This is a genomic window from Flavobacteriales bacterium (genome assembly GCA_021296215.1).
Classification (GTDB): Bacteria; Bacteroidota; Bacteroidia; order Flavobacteriales; family ECT2AJA-044; genus ECT2AJA-044.
On the sequence record JAGWBA010000043.1, the window covers coordinates 1 to 20,389 of the forward strand.

A 20,389-nucleotide genomic window follows, 5' to 3' on the forward strand; every position below is an offset into this window, starting at 1 on the left:
ATGTCCGCAGGGATTTATGTGACTATTTTGAAGATAGATTTTTAACCAATGACACACTTTAGTGAACACTCCCAAATAGACAAATGATTAGACGTAATATATCTTTTATGAGTGCAATTATTTTAGCCATTAGTTTTTTTGCTTCTTGTTCCCAAGTACCAACAAACTTTAAAATTGATGAGCAGGGCTTAACTAAATTGCTAAATGACAAATCGTATCGTGAAGATTTTATCGGAAATTGGGACATGACAATGTGTTTTAAAAATGACTTTAGCACAAGATATTGTTATCAAGATTCTTTAATTCGACTTGAGATATTAGGAGAAGATGGCTACATACTATCTATCAATAATTTAGAGTTCTTGGAATTTAAAAAACTCGTATCACAACTAGAAGAAAAATATGACAGTCAAGATATTAGAGAGTTAGAGGGGTTTGAAAAACACCTTGGTATGTATGACTTGTCTTTTGGCCAATATTTTAGCAATGATAAGTTTGAAATTGCAGTTATGATTGCAAATGATAAATCACATGATATTTACTCAATCACTGTTAATCGAGCAGGGAGCTAGTATTGAAAGAATTTTGATTTAAAGCCTCGCAAGTAGCGGGGCTTTAGTGTCAATGTTGAACGATGATTTTGTGCGTTTCTCTAATTCCTTCACCCTCTAGTTGGAGTAAGTAAATTCCATTGGGCAGAGCAGAAACATCTATAGGCCCCACATTCCCCGAACTGGCTTCCATAGTTTGAGCAAAAACCAAGCGACCTTGGATATCGAGTAAACGGGTTTCTAACTGCGCCGCTTGACCATCTGTGAGTATATGGAGGGAGCTAGCGGCCGGATTAGGGAATACTTTGGCCCGAGCACCGGAACTCCCGTTCACTTCTTCTAGTCCAATCGTAGGAGAGGTCAGCTTTTGATCAAAGTAAAGCGCGTATTCTCCAGGATACATAGAGATGTCTGCGGTCAAATCGGTTACGAAGATACTGTCGCCCGTAAAATACTCGTACCAAGTTCCGGTATGTTGGAACTGTGGATTAGTGGTCGACGCGGTCACGGCAAAATTGCCAAGAAGCACTCCGTTCATGGTTGTGCCGTGTAAGTGCAACTTCTTTACCGCTCCGTTGAAGTTATAATCAAAGCTATCGATGTGCATGATCGCCTGCTCATTTCGAAGCTTCATTAGCGCGGCGATGTTGTTATAAACGGCCTTACGACTCGGCTCTTCGTAGTATTCTCACAAAATCGGCTTATTGCAAATTCGACAAGGGTCATCAATGCTTACATCATACCCTAGTTCTCCGAACATCCACATCATTTTAGGCCCGGGATGCGCCAAACCGAACACTTGAGATAACGTCGTTCGCTGCAAGGCGACATCGAGGTCTTGTACATTGTGATCGGGATTATTGGTATTCCCAAAGGCAAGGGTTTTGTACATAATGCGTTCCTCGTCGTGCGACTCCGGAAAGGTCACGAGGTGGGGATCGTTCCAACCGCGGAATTTATAAACCGCGTTGTTGAAGTTGCTGGTGCTCACCCAGCCCATAGCACCTTCCTGATAGGCGTGCGTGGCCTGACCCCATAGCATCATACCGTAATCACTGAGTTGCGTTTCTTCGCCGTTGTCGGCCCAATGCTCCAATATAATGTACGCGTTCGGATTCACGGCCCATATTGTATCGGCCATGCGCTTGAGCAGTTGAATACGGGTGTTATCGTACCCAGCATCCCCGGTGTTGGTGAACCCTTTGGTAAAATCGTAGCGAACTCCATCAATTTTGAACTCTTCGAAAACCAATAGGTATTCACTCGATCAATGAAGTCTTTGGTGGCCTGAGCGGTGTGGTCAAAGTCATTCCCCCAACAATACGGTGGGTGTGGGCAATCCGAATTGTACCAAGGATTGTTGGCCGCGGGTTTATTATTGATATCATCCCAATACATCTGTGCCATGGGGCTTTGACCAAAGGAATGGTTAAAGACAAAATCCATAATAACCGCGATGCCTCTACCATGGCAAGAGTCGATAAAGGCTTTATATGCATCGATGGTACCGTAGTATTTATCTAGTGCCATATGAAAACTAGGGTTATAGCCCCAACTCTCATTACCCTCGAATTCGCTGTTCGGCATCAATTCAATGGCGTTGATCCCCAAGTTTTGGATATAGTCGAGTGTGTCGATCAAGACTTGATAGCTGTGCTCGTCGGCGAAATCGCGAATAAGTAATTCGTAGATGTTCAACTTGGATTTATCGGGAGGGGTATAGCTCGCTGTGTTCTGCCAACTGTAAGGAGTTTTACCGGGAAACATCAAACTGGCGATACCATTGGTTTGACCATACGGGTACGGGGGCAGATCGGGGTAAACGCTGGCCGGGATATACTGATCGTTAAACGGGTCCAGCACTACCTCGCTATAAGGGTCCGCATAGGTTCTTCCTCCATCGACCATATATTGAAAGGCATAGACCTCGCCTGGCGTTAAACTGTCAATTTGAACCCACCATCGAGCACCGCCGGGGTCTTTTTTCATAAAGTCCTGTGTACGAGGGAACCAATCGTTAAAATCACCAATCGCGAATATATTGTCCTTGAAGGGCGCGTACAACTGCAGAATGACTGTTGAATCATTGATGTAATTCACTCCATCGACCAGCCCTGGTGGAGTAGGCACGATTTGAACCGGAGGAGTAACCACCACGCCAATGGAGTCGCGTTCGATTTGCGACCCATTATCAGCGACAAATTCAATCAAGTGACCTCCCGTTGCATTTAAAGTATGCCAATACTCAATGGACGTAGCGGAGGTTTCCTGAGCGATCTGAACGCCGTTATCGTAGAGTGTAAGTGTAGCCGGTTCATTGCTGCCCGCGTAAAAGCGGATCGAGTCACCCGGATCCACTACCTGGTTAAACGGCGGTGCCAAAAAACCGCCGACCAGTCCGCTATTTGCAGGATAAACGGGGTAATAGATATCGCTCCCATCGAAGTCGCGCCCTACAATGTTCCCGGATTGGTCGCGAAAAACAAAAGCGAGCTCTTGCACCTGAGTACCGGAAGGAAAACCGTAAAAAGTAGGAATATGATAGGTCATTTGGTGTAAGTCATTCCCCTGGTACGTCATAAGAACGTTCGGATCAGCGGTGCCCCAATTGCCTTGAACGTGTTGCCAATCGGTTGGCCCGGTGGAGTTATTCGTAATCAATCCGGCATGGGCATAAACCGGAACTACGCCGACCAGGGCGCCGTTACCCTCGGCGGCATTGAATGTGATCGTTACGGTATCGTTTTGCGTTGGAAAAGGCGGATCAACTTGAACGACCTGAGCGATAGTGGGAAGTGTGCAAAAAACACCGAGGAGGAAGAGTAGTTTTTTCATGGCGATAATAAAGTGTAGAGTTCCACAAATATACGACTAAGTGTACTAAATACACAATCTGTCATCTATGCGACTTTTATCACCGACCCAAGCCGAAAAAAAGCCCGACCTTTGTACAGAATTCAAATTCAACGTTATGCCTACTGTACAAATGACAACTCAAGACTTTAAAGATAAAGTCTTCGACTATACAACGAGCAAAGAATGGGTCTTTAAGGGCGATAAGCCTGCTATTATCGATTTTTATGCAGATTGGTGCCAGCCATGTAAAATGATCGCCCCGATCCTCGAAAAATTGAGTGATAAATACGGTGATGATCTTGTGATCTACAAGGTCGATACCGAGAGTGAAATGGAGTTATCTCAGGTGTTCGGAATCCGAAGTATTCCAACGATGTTGTTCATTCCGGTTGGCAAGCAACCTATGATCCAACCTGGAGCACTCCCGGAGAATGTGCTTGAAGAGGTAATTGAGAAAGAACTGCTTCCGACGACAACGGAAGCGTGATTCAGAGGTTTTTGGTTTAGGATTGGCCCCGCTTATGGAGGGGCTTTTTTTGGTATTTTTGCGACTCAGCCAACGACTATGGATCGCATACCATTCAACAAACCTTACTTCACCGGACTGGAGACCGCTTACATCGAGGAGGCCGTGCGCAACGGTAAAATCAGTGGCGACGGAGCCTATACGGCAAGGTCTCAAAGTTGGTTCGAGGAAAGGTATGGCTTCGGAAAATGCTTGCTTACCACAAGCTGTACCGATGCACTGGAAATGAGTGCGATTCTAATGGGGCTTGAGCCCGGTGACGAGGTCATTCTTCCCTCTTATACTTTCGTGAGTACGGCTAACGCCTTTGCCCTTCGTGGCGCAAAACTCGTTTTTGCCGATTCACTACCCGATCACCCGAACATCGATCCCGATTCCATAGAGCACTTGATCACCCACAATACCAAAGCAGTAGTCATCGTTCACTACGCCGGCATGGCGTGTGATATGGACCGAATCGTTGAGCTGTGCGAGAAACACGATCTCTTTTTGGTCGAAGACGCAGCTCAAGCAGTCGATAGTTTCTATAAAAACAAGTCCTTAGGTTCCTTCGGCGAATTTGCCACTTTCAGCTTTCACGAAACCAAGAACATCATGTCCGGCGAAGGTGGAATGCTCGTGATCAATGATCCTAGTATGGTCAAGCGAGCCGAGATCATTCGCGAAAAAGGAACTAACAGAAGTGCATTCTTCAGAGGTGAAGTCGATAAGTACAACTGGGTAGACATTGGCTCTTCGTTCTTACCATCCGATATCATCGCTGCCGTTTTGTATGCCCAACTCGAGCACCTCGACAATATTCAAGATCAACGCAAAGAGCATTGGAACAATTACCACAAGGCGCTTTCTCCCATCGCGGAGACCTTCGGATTCGAAGTTCCGAAGATTCCGGAACACGCTACGAATAACGCGCATATGTACTACCTGGTAGCACCATCGTTGGAATGGCGCGACCAATTCATCGCCGCCTTAAAGGCCGAAAAGATTCAAGCAGTATTCCATTACCTGTCCCTGGAAAAAAGTCCTTACTTCAAAGAAAAGCACGACGGTCGATCCCTCCCCAACAGCGATAGGTTTACCGATTGCCTGGTCCGCCTTCCCCTTTTCTACGAGCTCCCGCCAGAAACCCCGACCCGCATAGCCGAAGTGATCAAAAAGACGTTCCAATGAACTTCGATTTGAATAGATGGGTTTCGCTATTTTCCATATTGGCTTTGCTGATCTTTGCCATATCTATTCCATTTCGATGGATAGACCACGATGAATCCATGCTCGCCGAACATGCCTACTGGTGGCATAAGCTAGGCTACTACCGGTCAGTCCTGCACTACGGCCTTCCAAATGGCTGGCACACTATTCAGTATTCCACCCACAAGGCTTTTGTGCTGTTGGGAGCCGGAATGATCGATATCGCAGGTTGGTCATTGACCGCGTTACGCATGATCCCCCTCTTCTTTGCCGCAGTACTGGCTCTCATAATTACGCGCTATTCAAAAATCGAATTTGCCGAATTCCCACGCGCTTCAGCATGGGTTCTCGCAGTGCTCTTCTTCCAGGCGATGTTCTTAACGGCAGCCTATCGCTACCGACCCGAAACCATGCTCATGACCTTCGGATTCCTGAATTTCCGGATGCTCGAAAGATATCTGCATACCGATCAGAAGAAGTTTTTATTGCTGGGCGGCCTCGCGGCCGGATTGTCCATTTTTACCCACTTAAATGGCGCCGCCTATGCAGGTGCGGGCGGACTTCTACTATTGAGCTATCGCAAATTCGGCCCCTCTCTCATCTATGGGGTCATCGGATTGGCCATTGGTTCATTGTACTTTCACAATCTCCTAGGCCCGGGTGATCTCGAAGCTTTTCTTACCCAATACCTCGAAAACCCTAACCTCAGCGAGTCCGACTGGCATTGGTATAGCCCCATCGTAAAGATGCTGAGCGAACACTTGCGATTTTTTCATTCGGCCCGTGAGGTAAGCACTTCCCTACTCCTACTCATAGCACTAATCGGGTCGTGGAAGACGCTGAAACAAAAGGCGACGACACTGCTCCGCTATTTCTTATTCACGATCCTCGTTCTTGGAGCTTTGACTCGACAAACGCCGATATACTACATCCTCTACCTCCCCTATATCGCCATAATAATTGCCGTTCACCTTGGACGGTGGCCGACGTTCAATGCAAAGCTCAAGTACGCTACCCTCTTCTTTCTGGTCGGATTCATCGTGACCAATTCGATCTACTCGTTCAACCTGATCAGTCGCAGGGTCGACACAAAAGCCCGCACCGCTGAAATGATGGCTAGCATTCCAGAAGATTCCAGCATTTTGGGGCCAACCGGCTTGCTGTTCAACGGTATCGAGGAAAATTACGAGATCCGCAGTTTCAAGGCATTCAAGTTCTGGGTACGCAATTATCCCGACTACAGCGACACCTACGAAGGCCTGCTGCAGTTCCTCAGTGATACCCGGCCCGACTACCTGATCCTCGACCACATACGCTATAATCAGGACGAATTCATGGATTTCCGCGATCCCGCAAATCTCGCCGTAGGCGATACCCTCGGAATATACGGCGTTACTGAAGTTCACGGCGATTGGACCCTTTTGCAGTGCTTCGATTAAACCACTGGGCGGCGCGGACATCTGATCGATTATGAAGAAACTTTTAATCTGGATTACCGCCTTAACGGCGGGATGGGGAACTGCGGTGGCCCAAGCCAACTACGACGTGGTGTTGCGCATTGTCGGCGCTACGGATCAAACTCCGCTTACAGGGGCTAATACCCTGGTATTCAACGCGGATCAAGAGTTACCACTTTTAGGTCGCGCCTCTAATTCAGCCGGGCTCATAGTTCTTCAGTTGCCCGATGGCCTTTATCGGTTCGAAACGACCTTTGTCGGTTACAAGATCGACACGCGCAGCCTTGAGGTCCACGGATCAGACACCTTGGTCATTGCCCTTACTCCGATTTCGGAGGAACTGGAACAAGTAAACGTGGTCGATGAGATTCTGCGAGCCCGACAACAGGGCGATACGGTAGCCTACAACGCCGATGCGTATAAAACCAACCCGGACGCGAACGCACAAGACCTGGTCGAAAAAATGCCCGGTGTGGTCGTAAAAGATGGCCAAGTGCAGGCTCAGGGTGAGACCGTTCAAAAAGTGTTGGTCGACAGCCGACCATTCTTCGGAAACGACCCCAATGCCGCACTGAAGAATATTCCGGCCGAGATGGTGAAGAAGATCGAGGTCTTTGATCAGCAAAGCGAGCAAAGTCAAGCCACCGGATTCGACGATGGAAACACCACCAAGACCATGAACATCGTAACTCGCAAGGAATACCGAAACGGAGCTTTCGGGAATGTTTACGCGGGTTATGGGTCCGATGACCGCTACCAGGCCGGCGGTGTAGTGAATTGGTTCAACGAGGATCAGCGACTAACGGTCGTTGCGCAGAGCAACAACATCAACAATCAGAACTTCAACGAAGAAGATCTGGCCGGAATAGCGAATAGCGACCGCAGAGGTCCTCCCGGAGGCGGAGCCCGTGGCGGCTCAAACGATTTCTCCGTTCCGCAGCAAGGCGGAATCACTAAAACGAACGCTATTGCCATTAACTTTAGCGACGAATGGGGCGAGCATTGGAAAGGTACCTTGAGCTATTTCTTTAATCGGTCCGAAAACTCCAACAACACGGATTTGCGCCGTATTTATGTATTGCCGAACGATTCAGGTCAGGTGTATGAAGAGCAAAGCGTAGCCGAAAGCACAAATATCAATCACCGATTCAATGCGCGGATCGAGTACGGGGGGCGCGAAACGAACGATTTTGTGTTGATTAATCCGTCGATCACCATTCAGCAAAACGACGGTTTCAGCGAGCTCGACGGTCGAACGTACACGGCCGATACGGAAATCAACAGTACGAGCAATGACTTCGTATCGAACTACGAATCGCTGAGTATTCAGAATTTCTTGTTATATCGCCGTCGTTTCAAAAAGCAAGGAAGATCGATCATGCTATCTTCAAGACAGAGCTACAAACCCACATCCGGAGAAAGTAAGCTCAATACCTACACCGTTTACGAACTCACCAATATTCTAGATTCGCTCGATCAGCAGAATTGGCTGGAAGAGGCCGAAGCTTCGTGGAACGTGAACTTGCGATATACAGAACCCTTGGGAAGTAGCGGGATCATGCTGCAATTCAACGCCACCCACTCAGTGGAATACAGCGACAGCGATAAAAAGACCTACAACTACTCCGATTTTAGCGATGACTACTCCCTACTCGACATCTCGTTGAGCAATGTTTTCGATAGTCGATATGTTCAGGATGAAGTTGGTGCGGGGTTCATGATGCGCGAGCGTCGTCATTTCTTTATTGTGTCCCTAAACTACCAACTGGCCGGACTGGAAGGCGAACAAACTTTTCCGGCCGTAGGCCGCCTCAAAAAAGAGTTTTCTGCATTCGTTCCATTTGCCATGTGGAGATATCGAAAGGATCGAAACAATACGCTGAGGTTAATCTATCGTGCAAATACTTCTGCTCCCAGTATTTCGCAGCTTCAGAATGTGGTGGATAACTCGAACCCGATTCAATTATCGGTCGGAAACCCCGATCTCAACCAGCAGTATACGCATAGCTTAAGCATGCGATGGAATATTAACAGTGAAGAAAAGAACACGGTGTCGTATTGGCTCTTTAGCGCATCGGCGGTGAACGATTACGTTGGAAACAGCACCTTGTACGCCAACAAGGACACCCTATTGTCGAACGGGATATTCCTGGCGCGTGGAACTCAATTGGTAACTGCTGAGAATCTCGATGATCGATTCACGCTTCGCGGCTTGTACACGCACGGAATGCCCCTGGCGGCGTTGAAGTCGAATTTCAACTGGAGCTTAGGACTCAACTGGGCGCAAACTCCCGGTTTGATCGACGGAGAACTGAACCTCGCGAGGAGTACGGCAGCCGAAGCAACTTTGGCCTTGACCAGTAGCATAAGCGAGCGGGTCGACTTCACCATCACCAGTACCACTTCGTTCAACGATGTGAGCAACACCCTGAATACTCGGCTAAACGATCAGTATTGGTCGCAGAACACCAAACTCAAGGCGTACTATCAACCGACCTCCAAACTGGTGTTGCGGACTGAGTTAAGTCACCAGCTGTACGCTGGTTTGACCGAAGGTTTCGACGGTCAGTTCATTTTGTGGGGAGCCAGTGCCGGACTAAAGCTCTTCGATCAGAATCAGGGGGAGCTACAACTCAGTGTGTACGATATTCTCGGCCAAAACACGAGCATTGCGAGGACAGTAAGCGACGCGTACTATGAGGACCGTGTAACGGAAGTGCTGCAGCGATACGTCATGCTGACCTTCCGATACCGAATTCGCGACTTCAAGGCCGCGCCGGTAAATGATAGTGAACGGCCGTAAGCCAAGTAGGATTTTGTTGAGTAGTGCCATTGGCTAACTCTAAGTACTGTTGTTGCCAACCGGTTTGAATAACCCAACGATCGTTGAGCTTGTACTTAGCGCTCAGGTAAAGCCAATTTTGATTTAATCCTTGTGGCACCAGATATTCATTGGTCGAAAAGAACAATTCATCGTAGGCCATGACGGCCCAGGGCGAATCTTTCCAGCGGTACTCCAAGATCAACCGATACCTAAAGCGATTTCCAAAACTATAGCCCGGATTTGAACCATTGATGGAGCCCGTACCCGAAACTACGGGATGCTCGATCCAGCGGTGTTCCATGCGAATACGATGCGACATCTTGAGTGAGCCCAGCGGGTGATGTATCATCACCTCTTCCCAAATGTTGTTTTCGCCAATATCATTAGGTAAGGGATATTCACCATAAGGATAGGTATGAATGTAGGTGTAACCCCCTGAAAAAGTGAAATTTGGGTTTAAAACATAGCTCACTTGTGGTCGAAAAAGGAACTGTTGAAAGGTCAAAGCACCATCAGTGAAGCGAAAATGCAGCTCCGAATTCAAAAACCATCGCTCATTGAGATCGTATCGACCGTTGTAAAGTGTCCACGCCGATGGGTTCACGTCTTGAGCCCGCAGCCCAGTACTGGCGCAGAAAACAAGTAGAAAGACAAGGATTTTTCGCATGGTACAAAGGTATAGGATTAATATCCTTAACCTTAAAATGCGCTGATAATAACACATTCGTTACCTACCAAACCTCAAACTTTGTCGGGTGCCTTCTATAAAAGCCTACCTTTGAGGCGTTTAATTTTTGTCTTTTTATTATGAATATTTTTGTAGGAAATCTTCCTTTCCGTTTAGACGAGTCCGATTTTCGTGGCATGTTCGAGGAATATGGGGAAGTAGCTTCGGCTAAAATCATTATGGATCGCGAAACCGGTCGCTCACGCGGATTTGGTTTTGTTGAAATGCCCAATGACTCCGATGCGAATTCGGCCATCGAAGGTCTTAACGACTATGAGATTCAAGGTCGAAACATCCGTGTGAATAAAGCAGAAGAGCGCGAGCGTCGTCCGCAGCGTCCTCGCTACTAAGACGCCGTTCTTTTTCATATAGGATTTACAGCCGCTCCCATTGGGGGCGGCTTTTTTTTATACCTATGCGGCGTTTCGAGTGGCATTGATATTTCCGAAGAAACAGCGAATCACAAGCTTTTCCCACGCTTCTCGGTTTGCTCCTTCCCCATTCCTAAGCTTCAGCAACGCCGCCTGCTGAATAACCAACAGCGGAGTTATGATCTCTTCGCGCAAACGTATACTCGCTCGCCCTAACGGGGCGTCGTCCATGAGGTCGTTCATATTGGTCAAGTCCAACAACAGCTCCCCGGTTCTTAAATACTCCGCTTCGAGATTCTTCCAAAACGCACCGTACTTAGCGTCGTTAGCGATGTAAGAAGACAGTGGGTAATTCGCTTTGGTCAGCGATTGCATGGCGTTGTTCAACAAGGCGCGAAAGAAAGGAACTTGATGGTACAAGTCGCGCACTTCGGCTAGTCGGCCCGCTTCTTTCATACCTTCGAACACCGTTCCGAGCCCATAAAATCCGGGAACGTTCTGTTTCATTTGGCTCCAAGACCCCACGTACGGAATAGCTCGTAGATCGTTCAAATTCAGATTATTATCAGACTTCCGCTTACTTGGTCGCGAACCGATATTGGTAGCTCCATAGTACTTTAGTACCGTCATTTCAGATAGGTAGTCCAGGAAATCAGGGTGGTTCTTTAGATCGAGATAAGCGCGGTACGATCGATCGCTGAGCTCCTCCATCACACTTCTATTCTCTTCGCTCCAGATACCGGGTCCCTCAGCGGTGATTTTACTTCTGACTCCGGCCGTAAGCAATTGCCCTAAGTTGTGTTTGGCCGCCTGGACCGTTCCAAAATTCGAGCTGATGGTCTGGCCTTGAATGGTCAGATGGATCTCCTTATTCTCCACGGTATTCCCCAGACTTGCGTAAAACTGATGTGTTTTACCACCTCCTCTCGCGGGCGGACCTCCCCTACCGTCGAAAAACACCAGCGTATAACCGCGATCGCGTGCGGCGGTGGTAAGCTCTTCCTTAGCGCGGTAAATTCCCCAATTCGCCATGAGGTAGCCACCGTCCTTGGTTCCGTCGCTAAACCCAAGCATGATCGGTTGTACGCCCTTTCGGGCGGATGTGTGCTCGACCCATGGTTTCCAGTCCCATAAGCGGTTCATTATTTCGGGCGCCTTCTGCAGATCGTCCACGGTCTCGAACAATGGGACCCAGTCGACCGGTATTTCGGTGCCCTCGTAGCCCGCAACTCTGAAAAGGAACATTAATTCGGCCAAATTCAAGGCCGACTGTGTATTCGAAATGATGTATCGGTGTGCTGCTGCTACACCGTTTTGCTCTTGCAGTTCCTTCATCACCCGGATCGATTCCAAGGTCCTACGGGTCATATCGTCTAAATCCGATTCATCGAAGCTGAGCGGAGTGGAAAGCAAAAAGTCCATGGCTTCCATTTCACCCAAGGCCTCGTAGTCGTTCATCGTGCCGCAGGCACTAAGAATATCGAGTACCACGGTGTGATGCACTCGGCTGTCTTGCCGCAGATCGAGCGATGCGAAATAAAAGCCGAAAGCACGAATTCGCCGCAGCAGGTCATCGACGCGGTCGGCAAAGAGGCCGTCGTATTTCTCGTTGAGGATATCGCGAAGGGTTTCGATACGCGTGGTGAATTCCTCTACGGAGATTCCCTCTTCACCTTGGATCATGGCTTCGAGGGTGCGTTCCAGTTCGCGAATGCGCTCTTCGGTTTCAGGGAAAGTGAGTCGGCGTTTGAGTCGATGCAGGTGGTTCAAGTAAGACCGAAGTACCGCTTTACGAAGGTGAGCACCAGTTTGGCGGGTAGTCTCGGCGTCTACGAACGGATTCCCATCGCGGTCGCCCCCGGGCCAAAAGCCCAATTGCAGCAGGCGGCTATTCGTGAATCCGTAACCCAATTGATGGGAGATCTCGGTGAGCAGCTCTCCGATACTGTGATAGAAAACGTTTTCAAGGTACCAGATAAGCGATATGGCCTCTTCGAAAGGGGTAGGTCTCTCGCGGTTGTAAAAAGGCGTCCGGCCCAGCTGTCGGAGTAATTCTTCAACCTCGTTAAGGCTGTTGGTGCGTATCGCTTTTTCGAGGTCCGTGATAATGGAAAGTACACGTCCGGGGTAAAACTGAGTTGGGTGCGCCGTAAGGACTACACGAACGCCGTATTGGTTCATGTAAGCGCGTAGTTGGCACTGTTCGGTCGGATTAGTGCGCTCCTTGAAAAGTGCGGCTAGGGAATACTGATCGGCTACCCCGTGGATTTTTTCATATGCCGAATCCTCAAGCGCATCAAAGAGTACGACCTGCCGCTCGATGTACTGAACGAACCTAAAGAGCAAGGTAATTTGTTGCTCTTCAGTCAATTGGGAGCCGTGCTCCGCGAAGAAGTTCTCTAGGATCTCGGCAGGTGTCAATCGGGCCGCGAGGCCCCGATCACAAGAATCGTGTAGGAGTGGCAAAAGATGCCCTGTATCGCTGATTCCCGCGAAGGGTAAGGTGAGAAAAATAGAATTGAACAGTCGATATTTGAGGGCAACCTCTTCTTGAAAGATCTGATCCACGTGATGTTTTTTTCTAAGGTATTAAATTAGCGGAATGAAAGGCACCTCGCTCCTTTGGTTTAGCGTACACTTAGTACTGACGGTGGGCGCCTACTTTATTCCCTTTATGTTCGACTGGCAGCTGGTGGTGTTGGCGTATGGGATCGTGATCCTGCAATTCGCCGTGTTTGGTCGTTGCCTGATGAACGACGGGCACAATCTGGAGGAAAAAAAGGACGAGACCTTTTACTCCGACGTACTGGACCGGCTGGGATTTCACCCGAATCGCAGCGTACTCAAGCGCTTCGTTCGCGGATACCTATATGTAGTGCTCATTGGGGTGACGTTGATATGGCAATTGGGCCTTGAGCGTGAACCCTGGGTGTCTATTTGGCCTTTACTTCATTAAACTTACTATCTTATCCGGTATGGAAGGAATGCTCGAATTGGCCAGTATATTGATCCTGGGGGTCTTTGCCCAATGGTTGGCTTGGCGCGTGAAACAACCCGCTATTTTACCACTGATCGTAATAGGATTGGCCGTTGGACCCATTGCCAGTTTATTTACGCCAGACGGGTCTAAATTGCTCGATGGGGATGCTATTTTTTCGGGCGACCTTTTATTCTCTTTCGTCAGCATTTCGGTAGGGGTCATTCTTTTCGAAGGGGGACTCACACTGAAGCTCAGCGAAATTCGCGATCAGGCGGGAACGGTTCGAAACCTCTTGATCTTTGGGCCCATCATCACCTTGATTGGAGGAGCCTTGGGAGCGCACTACTTACTCGGAGCCGATTGGGGCATAGCGGCCTTGTTCGGAGCCTTGATCATCGTAAGTGGTCCAACGGTCATTATGCCCATACTGCGCAACGTACGGCCAAATCAACAAATCAATACCATTCTGAAATGGGAAGGTATCCTGATCGATCCCCTTGGCGCTTTGATCGCGGTGTTGGTATACGAATTCATCCAGACCGGGCATTTCGGTGAGGAGATCACCGCCGAGGCCATGCAGGAATTCGTGATCACCATTGCCAGTGGGATCTTTGTAGGTGGCCTTGCTGCGCTGTTCCTCCGCTGGACGTTAAGACGCAATCGACTTCCCGAGTACTTGAAAAACGTCTTCACCCTCGGTTTGGTGATCTTTGCTTTCACCGCATCGGAAATGGTGCAAAAAGAAGCCGGGCTAATGGGCGCTACCTTCATGGGAATCATGCTCGCCAACATGAATGTGCCAGACTTAAAGAAGATCCTTTCGTTCAAAGAGGATGTAAGCCTGATCCTGATTTCGGTCCTGTTTATTTTATTGAGCTCGCGGATCAACATGGAGCAGATCCAGAAACTCGGTTGGGAAAGTGTAGCACTCTTTGGCTTGGTGGTACTGGTGATCAGGCCACTCATCGTTTTCTTGTCGACCCTGGGGTCGTCGCTGAAATGGAACGAGCGGGTATTCCTCAGTTGGATCGGTCCCAAGGGAATCGTAGCAGCCGCAGTTGCTTCTCTCTTTTCGATTCAGTTGATCGCGAATGCTCCTAACCCAATCATTCGCCAACAAGCCGAATTCATTTTGCCACTCACTTTCCTCATGATCGTGGGTACTGTGGTTCTGCAAGGCTCGAGCGCTAAGTTCGTGGCCCGTTTGCTCAAAGTCGAACGAGCAGATCCGGTCGGAATGCTCATCGTTGGTGCCAGCGATGTGCCGCGATTCTTTGCGCGGTACTTGCAACAAAATGGCGTATCGGTACTTGTGGCCGATGTGAGCGAAAACAACATCAACAAGGCGCGCAGCGAAGGGCTCGATACCTTTCAGGGCGATGTGCTGGCCAGCGGCGTAAGGGACGAAATGGACTTAACACAAGTTGGGAGGTTGTTGGCAATGACCTCGAATTCAGAGATCAATCAGCTCGCCATGCAACGGTACGAAGAAGAGTTTGGCGAAAGCCACGTGTACCGTATTCCCTCGCGTCGCGAAACCGAACTAGAGGATTTTGAGGCAGAGCACAACCTCCTGTTCGCGCAAAAGTCGGACTACCTCTATCTGGCGTCACTTATCCGAACCAATCCGAAATGGAGCGAGCAACCGCTCGATTCGCAAGAACAATTCGAATCGCTATTAAAGAAGGAGCGAAATCGCCAGCTACCCGTCTTTATTCGGAAAGAATCGGGCCGCTACGAAATCGTGAATAACGCGGAAACCATCATTACCAAAGGAGATGTGCTTATTGCCTTGCGGCAAGATGATGCCCATCGTTCGGTGTCCGTCGATTCCGGAAACGACACGTGATCACTGGGCCATTCGACGGTCGGCCGCGGCCTGCTCATTATTTCCCATGAGTTCATAAGCCAGAGCCCTGTTTTTATAGAATTGCTTGATCGAAGGATGTGAATTGCCCGCCAACTGTATAGCAGTAGAAAGTGTCTCTACTGCCTGTTGATACCGTCCCAAATTGAGCAGTGAAACGGCCTTCTGATTCATCATGTCGTACTCGGTCGGATTCAATTTTAAGTACTCATCGACACCTGCGATGCTCATTTCATATTGACGAGTATAGAAATAGGCAACACTCCTAGCTTTTAGCGTATGGGCTCTGTACTCCGGGTTGTCGGCCGTAGCATTCAATTCGAGAAAAGCCTCTTCGTATCGTTTTAATCGAACCAACGCCACTCCCCTGTTCGATCGAGCCTGATCATTGTCCTGTTCCGGCTCTAGGGCTTTATCGTAAGCTAGTACCGCTTCTTCATCACGACCAAGGGCGAACAAGGCATACCCGCGAATCGTGTGGAGCTCAGAAAGCACACCGGCTTTGTCGGACCTCGGAATGGCCTTGTCGTAATCTGCAATGGCTCTACGATATAGGTCGGCGTCGTTGCGGTCCTTGGCCAAAACACTGTAGTAATACCCCCTACTCTTATATCCAAGGTAAGCATTGGGGTATTTTTCGATCATTTGTGACCAAAGCAGATCGCTATTCACCCATTTTTGAGATTGAGCATGGCTCATGCTTCCAAAAGTTACCATGGCGATGGAAAGCAGCGACGTAACCAACAACCCTTTCCCTTTGAGGACCCCATCACCCTCTTTGAGCCACTGATTTAGGGTAACAAACAGTGCGATCGACAGCCCTACGTATGGCAAATAGGTATACCGCTCCGCTATGATCGCAGATCCAACGCCCAAGAATTGCAAAACCAATACGATCGTGGAGAAGTAAAACAGAGCTCCAAAAAAGATTCACTTTTTTCCAGTGCGCCGGCTAGCGATTAAAACCCCAACAAAGGCGAGCATGACACTCCATCCCACATAAAAAATCGATCTCATTTCGGATGGAATTGGGTGCATCGTAGAGTGGTATCCCGGGGCAAAGAATCGATACAGATAACGGCATTGGCCCAAAACCCTAAAGTTAGTCGATCAAAAAAGGTAAACGAATCGGAATCGCTAATAGCTTCTGATTGAGTGCCCGGGGTGATGAGCCCGAAGATCAACGCGACAACGTAGAACGGAATCGCATGAAGGTAGTTCTTGAAAATGAACTTTCGGTCCTTCACCAATACCAGCAGACTCATTACGATCGGAAAAACCACAGCCGCCGGTTTCGACAGACACGATAACAGCATAGCTCCTAAAGTCAAACCATACCAAAGCGGCTTTGGGCGCTTGAGGTACTCTTGGTAGCCCAGCAAACCGAGCAAAAAGAAAGCCGTGTACAAGACATCTTTTCATTCTGACATCCAGGCGACCGATTCAACGTGGTATGGGTGCACAGCGAAGAGCAAAGCCGAAAAAAGCGCAACCCATCTACTCGGATAAAGTCGAACTATGAATAGATAAACCAGCAGGGAGTTTATAAGGTGAAGTCACAGGTTTGTCCTATAAAAAGGTCCGAAATCACCGTCGCCACTTTGCCAGTTCCAATGAAGGGTCAGCATAGTAACGGGATGGTAGTTCGCCACTACGATGACCCTTGTATTCACTTCAGAGCACTCCTTTGCCCTGGTCGCTACCGAGATCAACCCAACGAGATCCGCGTCGAAGAAATCGGACCACTCGCTTTCATCGCTCATGACCATTTGATTCTCAAACACGTATTCGTTATCGTCCCAATGCACGAATTCACGATCATTCGACCCGGAGAACACCGCCCATACGGCAACAGCCAACAAGGCAAAGGCCAAGTAATCGTATTTTCCTATTCGATCAAAGATATCCCTAGGAGTTGATCGTTTGGCTTCCCTATTCGATTTACGCCCTTTCTTCTTTGCCATTTAGAGGTCTTTTAATCTAGAAAGATACTTATCGATGAACTCGGGTTTTCGTTTTGCCCGATACTGCATCACGTATCTCGGATGATCCAAGGGAACTATTTCACCAAATTGCCGGTGCTCTTCGTTCCATTTCTTCAAATATTTAAAATTCTTTCCACTACCGAGGCAAAAGACTCGTTCAAGATCTACCGGCCATTTCGCAAGCTCTTTAAGCCACTCGGTTATATATGGTGTAACCGCCATCTCCAGCGATTTATCGTCGTAGTAATTGTAATTGACTTCCTCACCGTCAGCCTTCACTTTCACAAAACCAAGTGGGCACACGGAGTGAATAAAAACCTCTTTGTAGAATGCTTTAGGGCCGCCGAAAGCCTCTATGACTTCGTACACAAAGACCGAAGACGGCTCATGAGTGTTCATTTCTCCTGTGGATATTCCACATACCCCCTCCATTCTTTTCGTATCGGTAAAGGGAACACCGGTAGCACCTGCACCCAAGCGACCGGGGTTAATGCCAAGAATCAGCTTTCTGGGTGCGTTGTCGTTATAGAACTTTCTATAAAAGGCCTCGTTAATGTTTTGAATGCGATCCGATTCAGGACCTTCGAATGGATTTAGCACTCGAATTCCCGCGGGTAATTCCCAACTTTGAGGGTCGAATCCCTCGTTGGCCTTCAAAATTCGATCTGCCCAAGTGGTCATAGAACAAACTTAATTCTTCTGTCGCATATGCACCCCATTCAGTCCAAGATCAAAGAGGGAGAACATCAGCGGCAAGATTTCAAATTCCGCGTTGACGATGCCCATAAGATCGCTATTACCTTGGTAGCCTTCGCAAACACGGATGGCGGCCGGTTGCTCGTTGGCGTCAAAGATAACGGTAAGATCGCCGGTGTGCGAACGTCTGAGGAATGGCATGTCATCGAAGGGGCGGCCGACTTGTATTGCGACCCTCCCGTTGAAGTTGAAGCCCATCGTTGGGAAGTCGACGGTGTGGAAGTTCTTGAAGTCGAAGTGCGCCCTCGCGGGCGGAAGGTCCACAAGGCGCAAGATAAGGAAGGACGTTGGTGGGCTTATTTCCGGAACGCCGATAGAAATCTGAAGGCTCATATCGTACAAATTGCGCAATGGCAAGAGGATGAACGTCCTCGCGGATCTTTGATCGAACTGCAACCCGAAGAAAAACATGTGCTCGAAATGCTGCGGACGAAAAACTTGCAACTAAACGAAATACAACGCGCCGTGGGTATGCCACGGCGCGCGTTAGTTTCCTATTTGGCTCATCTTATGTGGTGGGGCCTAATAGCTTTAGACTATGAGGGTGAGCGGCCAAATCATTGGCGCTTCCATCTGATCAAATCACATTCGAGAACGAATTCCGAATCGGAACATCAATGAGCTAAATGGGTCTCCTAATGCATCGATATCGTCTTTGCGGTTGGCAAAGGCGTAAAAGTATCGCGCACTTACGAATAACCTCATGCGCGAATGTACCCAGTGCTCGGCACCAACTTCAGGAGTTCCCGAGAATCGGAATCGGTCCGAAGTAACAGAGTAGATTCCCATATCGATACGCTCCGAAACAAAGGTGGTACCCATGGCTAGCCCTGCAAACGGACGCACATCCCCTTCCCCGAGGAAGTAGCGATAATTCGCTTGCATTGGGAAAATGTTATAATACGTAAGGCGGGTTCCTTGAAGAACGGCCGTACCGTTATCATTCAACTCAATGCGAGCGTTTTTTCTTGGCTACTGTACACGTGCCAACCCAGCTCGAATCCGATCGAACGATCTTCTTCCAATTCTTGGCCCCACTCGAAACCGAAACTTCTCCAGCTCGCGTTGTCGATCTTGTCGGACGCAGCTCCCATTGGAATACCGACCGTATAGCAAACATCTGAGTACGATTGCCCCTGCGCACTGATCCCCGGCACTAAGGCCGTAGCGACAAATAAATCCTTTAATGTCTTCATGGTCTTATTCATTTGGGAATTCGTTAAACATCTTTTCTAGGGCAATTGAAATGCGCGAAGGCGTATTTTGTGTTCCCGTAACATTCAACAGATCGTTGGCGAACCCGTTCCACTCAACCGGAACGATCTCAGAGTCTGGATCGAAGTTATCGGGATCGTACATGCTAATGTGCAATGTACCTGTAGTGTACGAGGAGACAGAAGGGTAACCCCAGCCCTGGCCCGGATAATAACCCGGGTACCAACCCCAGTAGCCGTACCAGTAATCGTACCAATACACCAAGGTGGTCGTTTTCATTTTAGTGGCAATGAACACCACGTCGAAATCTGCTGATGTATCAGCTACATGAGTCAAACCGGCTTCATCGAGTTGCTGGCGAATCTGCTGCAGGATGTAACTATCGTGAACAGTGCTTACATCGCTTGGGTCCTCATTTTCGTCGAGGATCGGAATTACAGTGTCCGGTAAATGATAGGTCGTGATTCCAGAAAAATCATAATCCTCATCGTAATTTGTGAACACGAGATCCAGCTCAGAATAGCTATTCACCTCTTCAGGATAACAACTCTGAAAAGACAAACTCACCACTACTGCCATTAGGAGTCAGACGGACCATCGATACATCCCTTTGAAGTATGCGTTTTTCATTCGTAAAAATTAGCAGATTATTGAGGCAAATCTAAAACATTTTGACCTGTCTTTCGTTGTTACTATGCATGCATATATTTCGTAACTTTACACTTTGGTAAACAAGCAGTTATATCAAAGTCGTTTCAGAATGGCGACTTTTGCATCAAATTCAAAAAGGCAGAATGCACAACACAGACACATTATTGGAAGCAGCAGGCAACGAACTTGAACGTCGCGGTATCGGAAAAAAGCAAATTCGTGGTTGGGATTTATTTGATTGGGCCCTCTTGATGGATGGTTATGCGGCAGAAGAACTCGAGTTCGTCAAGCGAAATATTGACTAACTATCTCGCTCCGGTTTTTCCGATCGACACGTGTCGAACCAATCTCCTTTTTTCTTAAGGCTTAAGACCAGAAGATTATTTACTAACGATTAAATATAGGTCTTGAAATTGAATCCCCCTCTTTAACGGG

The 20,389-nt window shown here is 48.3% G+C and carries 22 protein-coding genes; 10 read left to right on the forward strand and 12 right to left on the reverse strand.

Translation table 11 applies throughout. The annotated features are described in order from the left end of the window. Window positions 1-107 precede the first annotated feature (107 nt). Window positions 108-572, forward strand: a complete 465-nt coding sequence (locus J4F31_07985) for a hypothetical protein (protein ID MCE2496499.1) — start codon at window positions 108-110, stop codon at window positions 570-572. A 49-nt stretch (window positions 573-621) separates the two neighbouring features. On the opposite strand, the gene J4F31_07990 is transcribed toward J4F31_07985, so the two are convergent. From J4F31_07990 to J4F31_08000, 3 genes are read right to left on the reverse strand one after another with little or no spacing between them, the layout of a single operon-like run. Next, entirely contained in the window at window positions 622-1,185 is a 564-nt protein-coding gene (locus tag J4F31_07990) for a T9SS type A sorting domain-containing protein (GenBank protein ID MCE2496500.1), read from the reverse strand. A gap of 54 nt (window positions 1,186-1,239) precedes the next feature. Beyond that, a complete protein-coding gene (locus tag J4F31_07995; protein MCE2496501.1) occupies window positions 1,240-1,692 on the reverse strand; it encodes a hypothetical protein in 453 nt (150 codons plus the stop codon). Further along, window positions 1,668-3,386, reverse strand: coding sequence for a hypothetical protein (locus J4F31_08000; protein ID MCE2496502.1), 1,719 nt, complete (start codon window positions 3,384-3,386; stop codon window positions 1,668-1,670). Before J4F31_08000 ends, J4F31_07995 begins: the two co-directional genes overlap by 25 nt. A 136-nt stretch (window positions 3,387-3,522) precedes the next feature. Between J4F31_08000 and trxA the strand changes: the two genes are divergently transcribed. The 4 genes from trxA to J4F31_08020 all read left to right on the forward strand — a co-directional run bounded on the left by trxA (window position 3,523) and on the right by J4F31_08020 (window position 9,381). Beyond that, window positions 3,523-3,894 carry a thioredoxin gene (gene trxA, locus J4F31_08005; GenBank protein ID MCE2496503.1) on the forward strand — a complete coding sequence of 124 codons (372 nt, stop codon included), beginning with the start codon at window positions 3,523-3,525 and terminating at the stop codon, window positions 3,892-3,894. A gap of 78 nt (window positions 3,895-3,972) precedes the next feature. Continuing rightward, window positions 3,973-5,103 (forward strand): dTDP-4-amino-4,6-dideoxygalactose transaminase, encoded by a 1,131-nt coding sequence (rffA, locus tag J4F31_08010; GenBank protein MCE2496504.1) that lies wholly within the window; start codon window positions 3,973-3,975, stop codon window positions 5,101-5,103. Continuing rightward, window positions 5,100-6,560, forward strand: coding sequence for a hypothetical protein (locus J4F31_08015; GenBank protein ID MCE2496505.1), 1,461 nt, complete (start codon window positions 5,100-5,102; stop codon window positions 6,558-6,560). The genes rffA and J4F31_08015 overlap by 4 nt, the downstream gene beginning before the upstream one ends. Window positions 6,561-6,591: 31 nt before the next feature. After that, on the forward strand, window positions 6,592-9,381 hold the full coding sequence (locus J4F31_08020; protein MCE2496506.1) for an outer membrane beta-barrel protein: 2,790 nt from the start codon (window positions 6,592-6,594) through the stop codon (window positions 9,379-9,381). Here the strand turns inward: J4F31_08020 and J4F31_08025 are convergent. After that, window positions 9,344-10,069 (reverse strand): DUF2490 domain-containing protein, encoded by a 726-nt coding sequence (locus tag J4F31_08025; GenBank protein ID MCE2496507.1) that lies wholly within the window; start codon window positions 10,067-10,069, stop codon window positions 9,344-9,346. The two genes, J4F31_08020 and J4F31_08025, sit on opposite strands and share 38 nt — an antisense overlap. A gap of 140 nt (window positions 10,070-10,209) precedes the next feature. Between J4F31_08025 and J4F31_08030 the strand changes: the two genes are divergently transcribed. Beyond that, a complete protein-coding gene (locus J4F31_08030) occupies window positions 10,210-10,479 on the forward strand; it encodes an RNA-binding protein (protein ID MCE2496508.1) in 270 nt (89 codons plus the stop codon). 63 nt (window positions 10,480-10,542) lie between these two features. Here the strand turns inward: J4F31_08030 and J4F31_08035 are convergent, their stop codons facing one another. Continuing rightward, a complete protein-coding gene (locus tag J4F31_08035) occupies window positions 10,543-13,068 on the reverse strand; it encodes a phosphoenolpyruvate carboxylase (GenBank protein ID MCE2496509.1) in 2,526 nt (841 codons plus the stop codon). 34 nt (window positions 13,069-13,102) lie between these two features. On the opposite strand from J4F31_08035, the gene J4F31_08040 reads away from it, so the two are divergent. Both J4F31_08040 and J4F31_08045 read left to right on the forward strand, forming a co-directional pair. Further along, window positions 13,103-13,456: a hypothetical protein gene (locus J4F31_08040; GenBank protein ID MCE2496510.1), complete on the forward strand. Its 354-nt coding sequence runs from the start codon at window positions 13,103-13,105 to the stop codon at window positions 13,454-13,456. Window positions 13,457-13,475: 19 nt separating this feature from the next. After that, window positions 13,476-15,329 carry a cation:proton antiporter gene (locus tag J4F31_08045; protein MCE2496511.1) on the forward strand — a complete coding sequence of 618 codons (1,854 nt, stop codon included), beginning with the start codon at window positions 13,476-13,478 and terminating at the stop codon, window positions 15,327-15,329. Here J4F31_08045 and J4F31_08050 read toward each other — a convergent pair whose 3' ends face one another. The 4 genes from J4F31_08050 to J4F31_08065 all read right to left on the reverse strand — a co-directional run bounded on the left by J4F31_08050 (window position 15,330) and on the right by J4F31_08065 (window position 18,013). Continuing rightward, entirely contained in the window at window positions 15,330-16,223 is an 894-nt protein-coding gene (locus J4F31_08050; protein MCE2496512.1) for a tetratricopeptide repeat protein, read from the reverse strand. Window positions 16,224-16,360: 137 nt separating this feature from the next. After that, a complete protein-coding gene (locus J4F31_08055) occupies window positions 16,361-16,756 on the reverse strand; it encodes a hypothetical protein (GenBank protein MCE2496513.1) in 396 nt (131 codons plus the stop codon). 147 nt (window positions 16,757-16,903) lie between these two features. Next, window positions 16,904-17,311 (reverse strand): hypothetical protein, encoded by a 408-nt coding sequence (locus J4F31_08060; GenBank protein MCE2496514.1) that lies wholly within the window; start codon window positions 17,309-17,311, stop codon window positions 16,904-16,906. Then, on the reverse strand, window positions 17,312-18,013 hold the full coding sequence (locus J4F31_08065) for a DUF4918 family protein (protein MCE2496515.1): 702 nt from the start codon (window positions 18,011-18,013) through the stop codon (window positions 17,312-17,314). A gap of 27 nt (window positions 18,014-18,040) precedes the next feature. On the opposite strand from J4F31_08065, the gene J4F31_08070 reads away from it, so the two are divergent. After that, window positions 18,041-18,709, forward strand: coding sequence for an ATP-binding protein (locus J4F31_08070; protein MCE2496516.1), 669 nt, complete (start codon window positions 18,041-18,043; stop codon window positions 18,707-18,709). On the opposite strand, the gene J4F31_08075 is transcribed toward J4F31_08070, so the two are convergent. Genes J4F31_08075 through J4F31_08085 form a run of 3 tightly spaced genes read right to left on the reverse strand, consistent with a single transcriptional unit; the run spans window position 18,671 to window position 19,870 of the window. Continuing rightward, the gene (locus tag J4F31_08075) at window positions 18,671-18,973 is read right to left on the reverse strand and encodes a hypothetical protein (GenBank protein ID MCE2496517.1); all 303 of its coding nucleotides are present in this window, start codon (window positions 18,971-18,973) and stop codon (window positions 18,671-18,673) included. The genes J4F31_08070 and J4F31_08075 overlap by 39 nt on opposite strands. Before the next feature lie 59 nt (window positions 18,974-19,032). Then, entirely contained in the window at window positions 19,033-19,284 is a 252-nt protein-coding gene (locus tag J4F31_08080) for a hypothetical protein (GenBank protein MCE2496518.1), read from the reverse strand. 4 nt (window positions 19,285-19,288) lie between these two features. After that, window positions 19,289-19,870: a DUF4136 domain-containing protein gene (locus J4F31_08085; GenBank protein MCE2496519.1), complete on the reverse strand. Its 582-nt coding sequence runs from the start codon at window positions 19,868-19,870 to the stop codon at window positions 19,289-19,291. A 203-nt stretch (window positions 19,871-20,073) separates the two neighbouring features. On the opposite strand from J4F31_08085, the gene J4F31_08090 reads away from it, so the two are divergent. Then, window positions 20,074-20,259 carry a hypothetical protein gene (locus tag J4F31_08090; protein ID MCE2496520.1) on the forward strand — a complete coding sequence of 62 codons (186 nt, stop codon included), beginning with the start codon at window positions 20,074-20,076 and terminating at the stop codon, window positions 20,257-20,259. Window positions 20,260-20,389: the final 130 nt, after the last annotated feature.

Bases quoted from the DNA above. Each gene is read 5' to 3' on its own strand.
- J4F31_07985 (MCE2496499.1), top strand. From the start codon at position 108: ATGAGTGCAATTATTTTAGCCATTAGTTTTTTTGCTTCTTGTTCCCAA.
- J4F31_07990 (MCE2496500.1), bottom strand. From the start codon at position 1,185: ATGAAGCTTCGAAATGAGCAGGCGATCATGCACATCGATAGCTTTGAT.
- J4F31_07995 (MCE2496501.1), bottom strand. From the start codon at position 1,692: ATGGCCGATACAATATGGGCCGTGAATCCGAACGCGTACATTATATTG.
- J4F31_08000 (MCE2496502.1), bottom strand. From the start codon at position 3,386: ATGAAAAAACTACTCTTCCTCCTCGGTGTTTTTTGCACACTTCCCACT.
- trxA (MCE2496503.1), top strand. From the start codon at position 3,523: ATGCCTACTGTACAAATGACAACTCAAGACTTTAAAGATAAAGTCTTC.
- rffA (MCE2496504.1), top strand. From the start codon at position 3,973: ATGGATCGCATACCATTCAACAAACCTTACTTCACCGGACTGGAGACC.
- J4F31_08015 (MCE2496505.1), top strand. From the start codon at position 5,100: ATGAACTTCGATTTGAATAGATGGGTTTCGCTATTTTCCATATTGGCT.
- J4F31_08020 (MCE2496506.1), top strand. From the start codon at position 6,592: ATGAAGAAACTTTTAATCTGGATTACCGCCTTAACGGCGGGATGGGGA.
- J4F31_08025 (MCE2496507.1), bottom strand. From the start codon at position 10,069: ATGCGAAAAATCCTTGTCTTTCTACTTGTTTTCTGCGCCAGTACTGGG.
- J4F31_08030 (MCE2496508.1), top strand. From the start codon at position 10,210: ATGAATATTTTTGTAGGAAATCTTCCTTTCCGTTTAGACGAGTCCGAT.
- J4F31_08040 (MCE2496510.1), top strand. From the start codon at position 13,103: ATGAAAGGCACCTCGCTCCTTTGGTTTAGCGTACACTTAGTACTGACG.
- J4F31_08045 (MCE2496511.1), top strand. From the start codon at position 13,476: ATGGAAGGAATGCTCGAATTGGCCAGTATATTGATCCTGGGGGTCTTT.
- J4F31_08060 (MCE2496514.1), bottom strand. From the start codon at position 17,311: ATGGCAAAGAAGAAAGGGCGTAAATCGAATAGGGAAGCCAAACGATCA.
- J4F31_08065 (MCE2496515.1), bottom strand. From the start codon at position 18,013: ATGACCACTTGGGCAGATCGAATTTTGAAGGCCAACGAGGGATTCGAC.
- J4F31_08070 (MCE2496516.1), top strand. From the start codon at position 18,041: ATGCACCCCATTCAGTCCAAGATCAAAGAGGGAGAACATCAGCGGCAA.
- J4F31_08075 (MCE2496517.1), bottom strand. From the start codon at position 18,973: ATGCAAGCGAATTATCGCTACTTCCTCGGGGAAGGGGATGTGCGTCCG.
- J4F31_08080 (MCE2496518.1), bottom strand. From the start codon at position 19,284: ATGAAGACATTAAAGGATTTATTTGTCGCTACGGCCTTAGTGCCGGGG.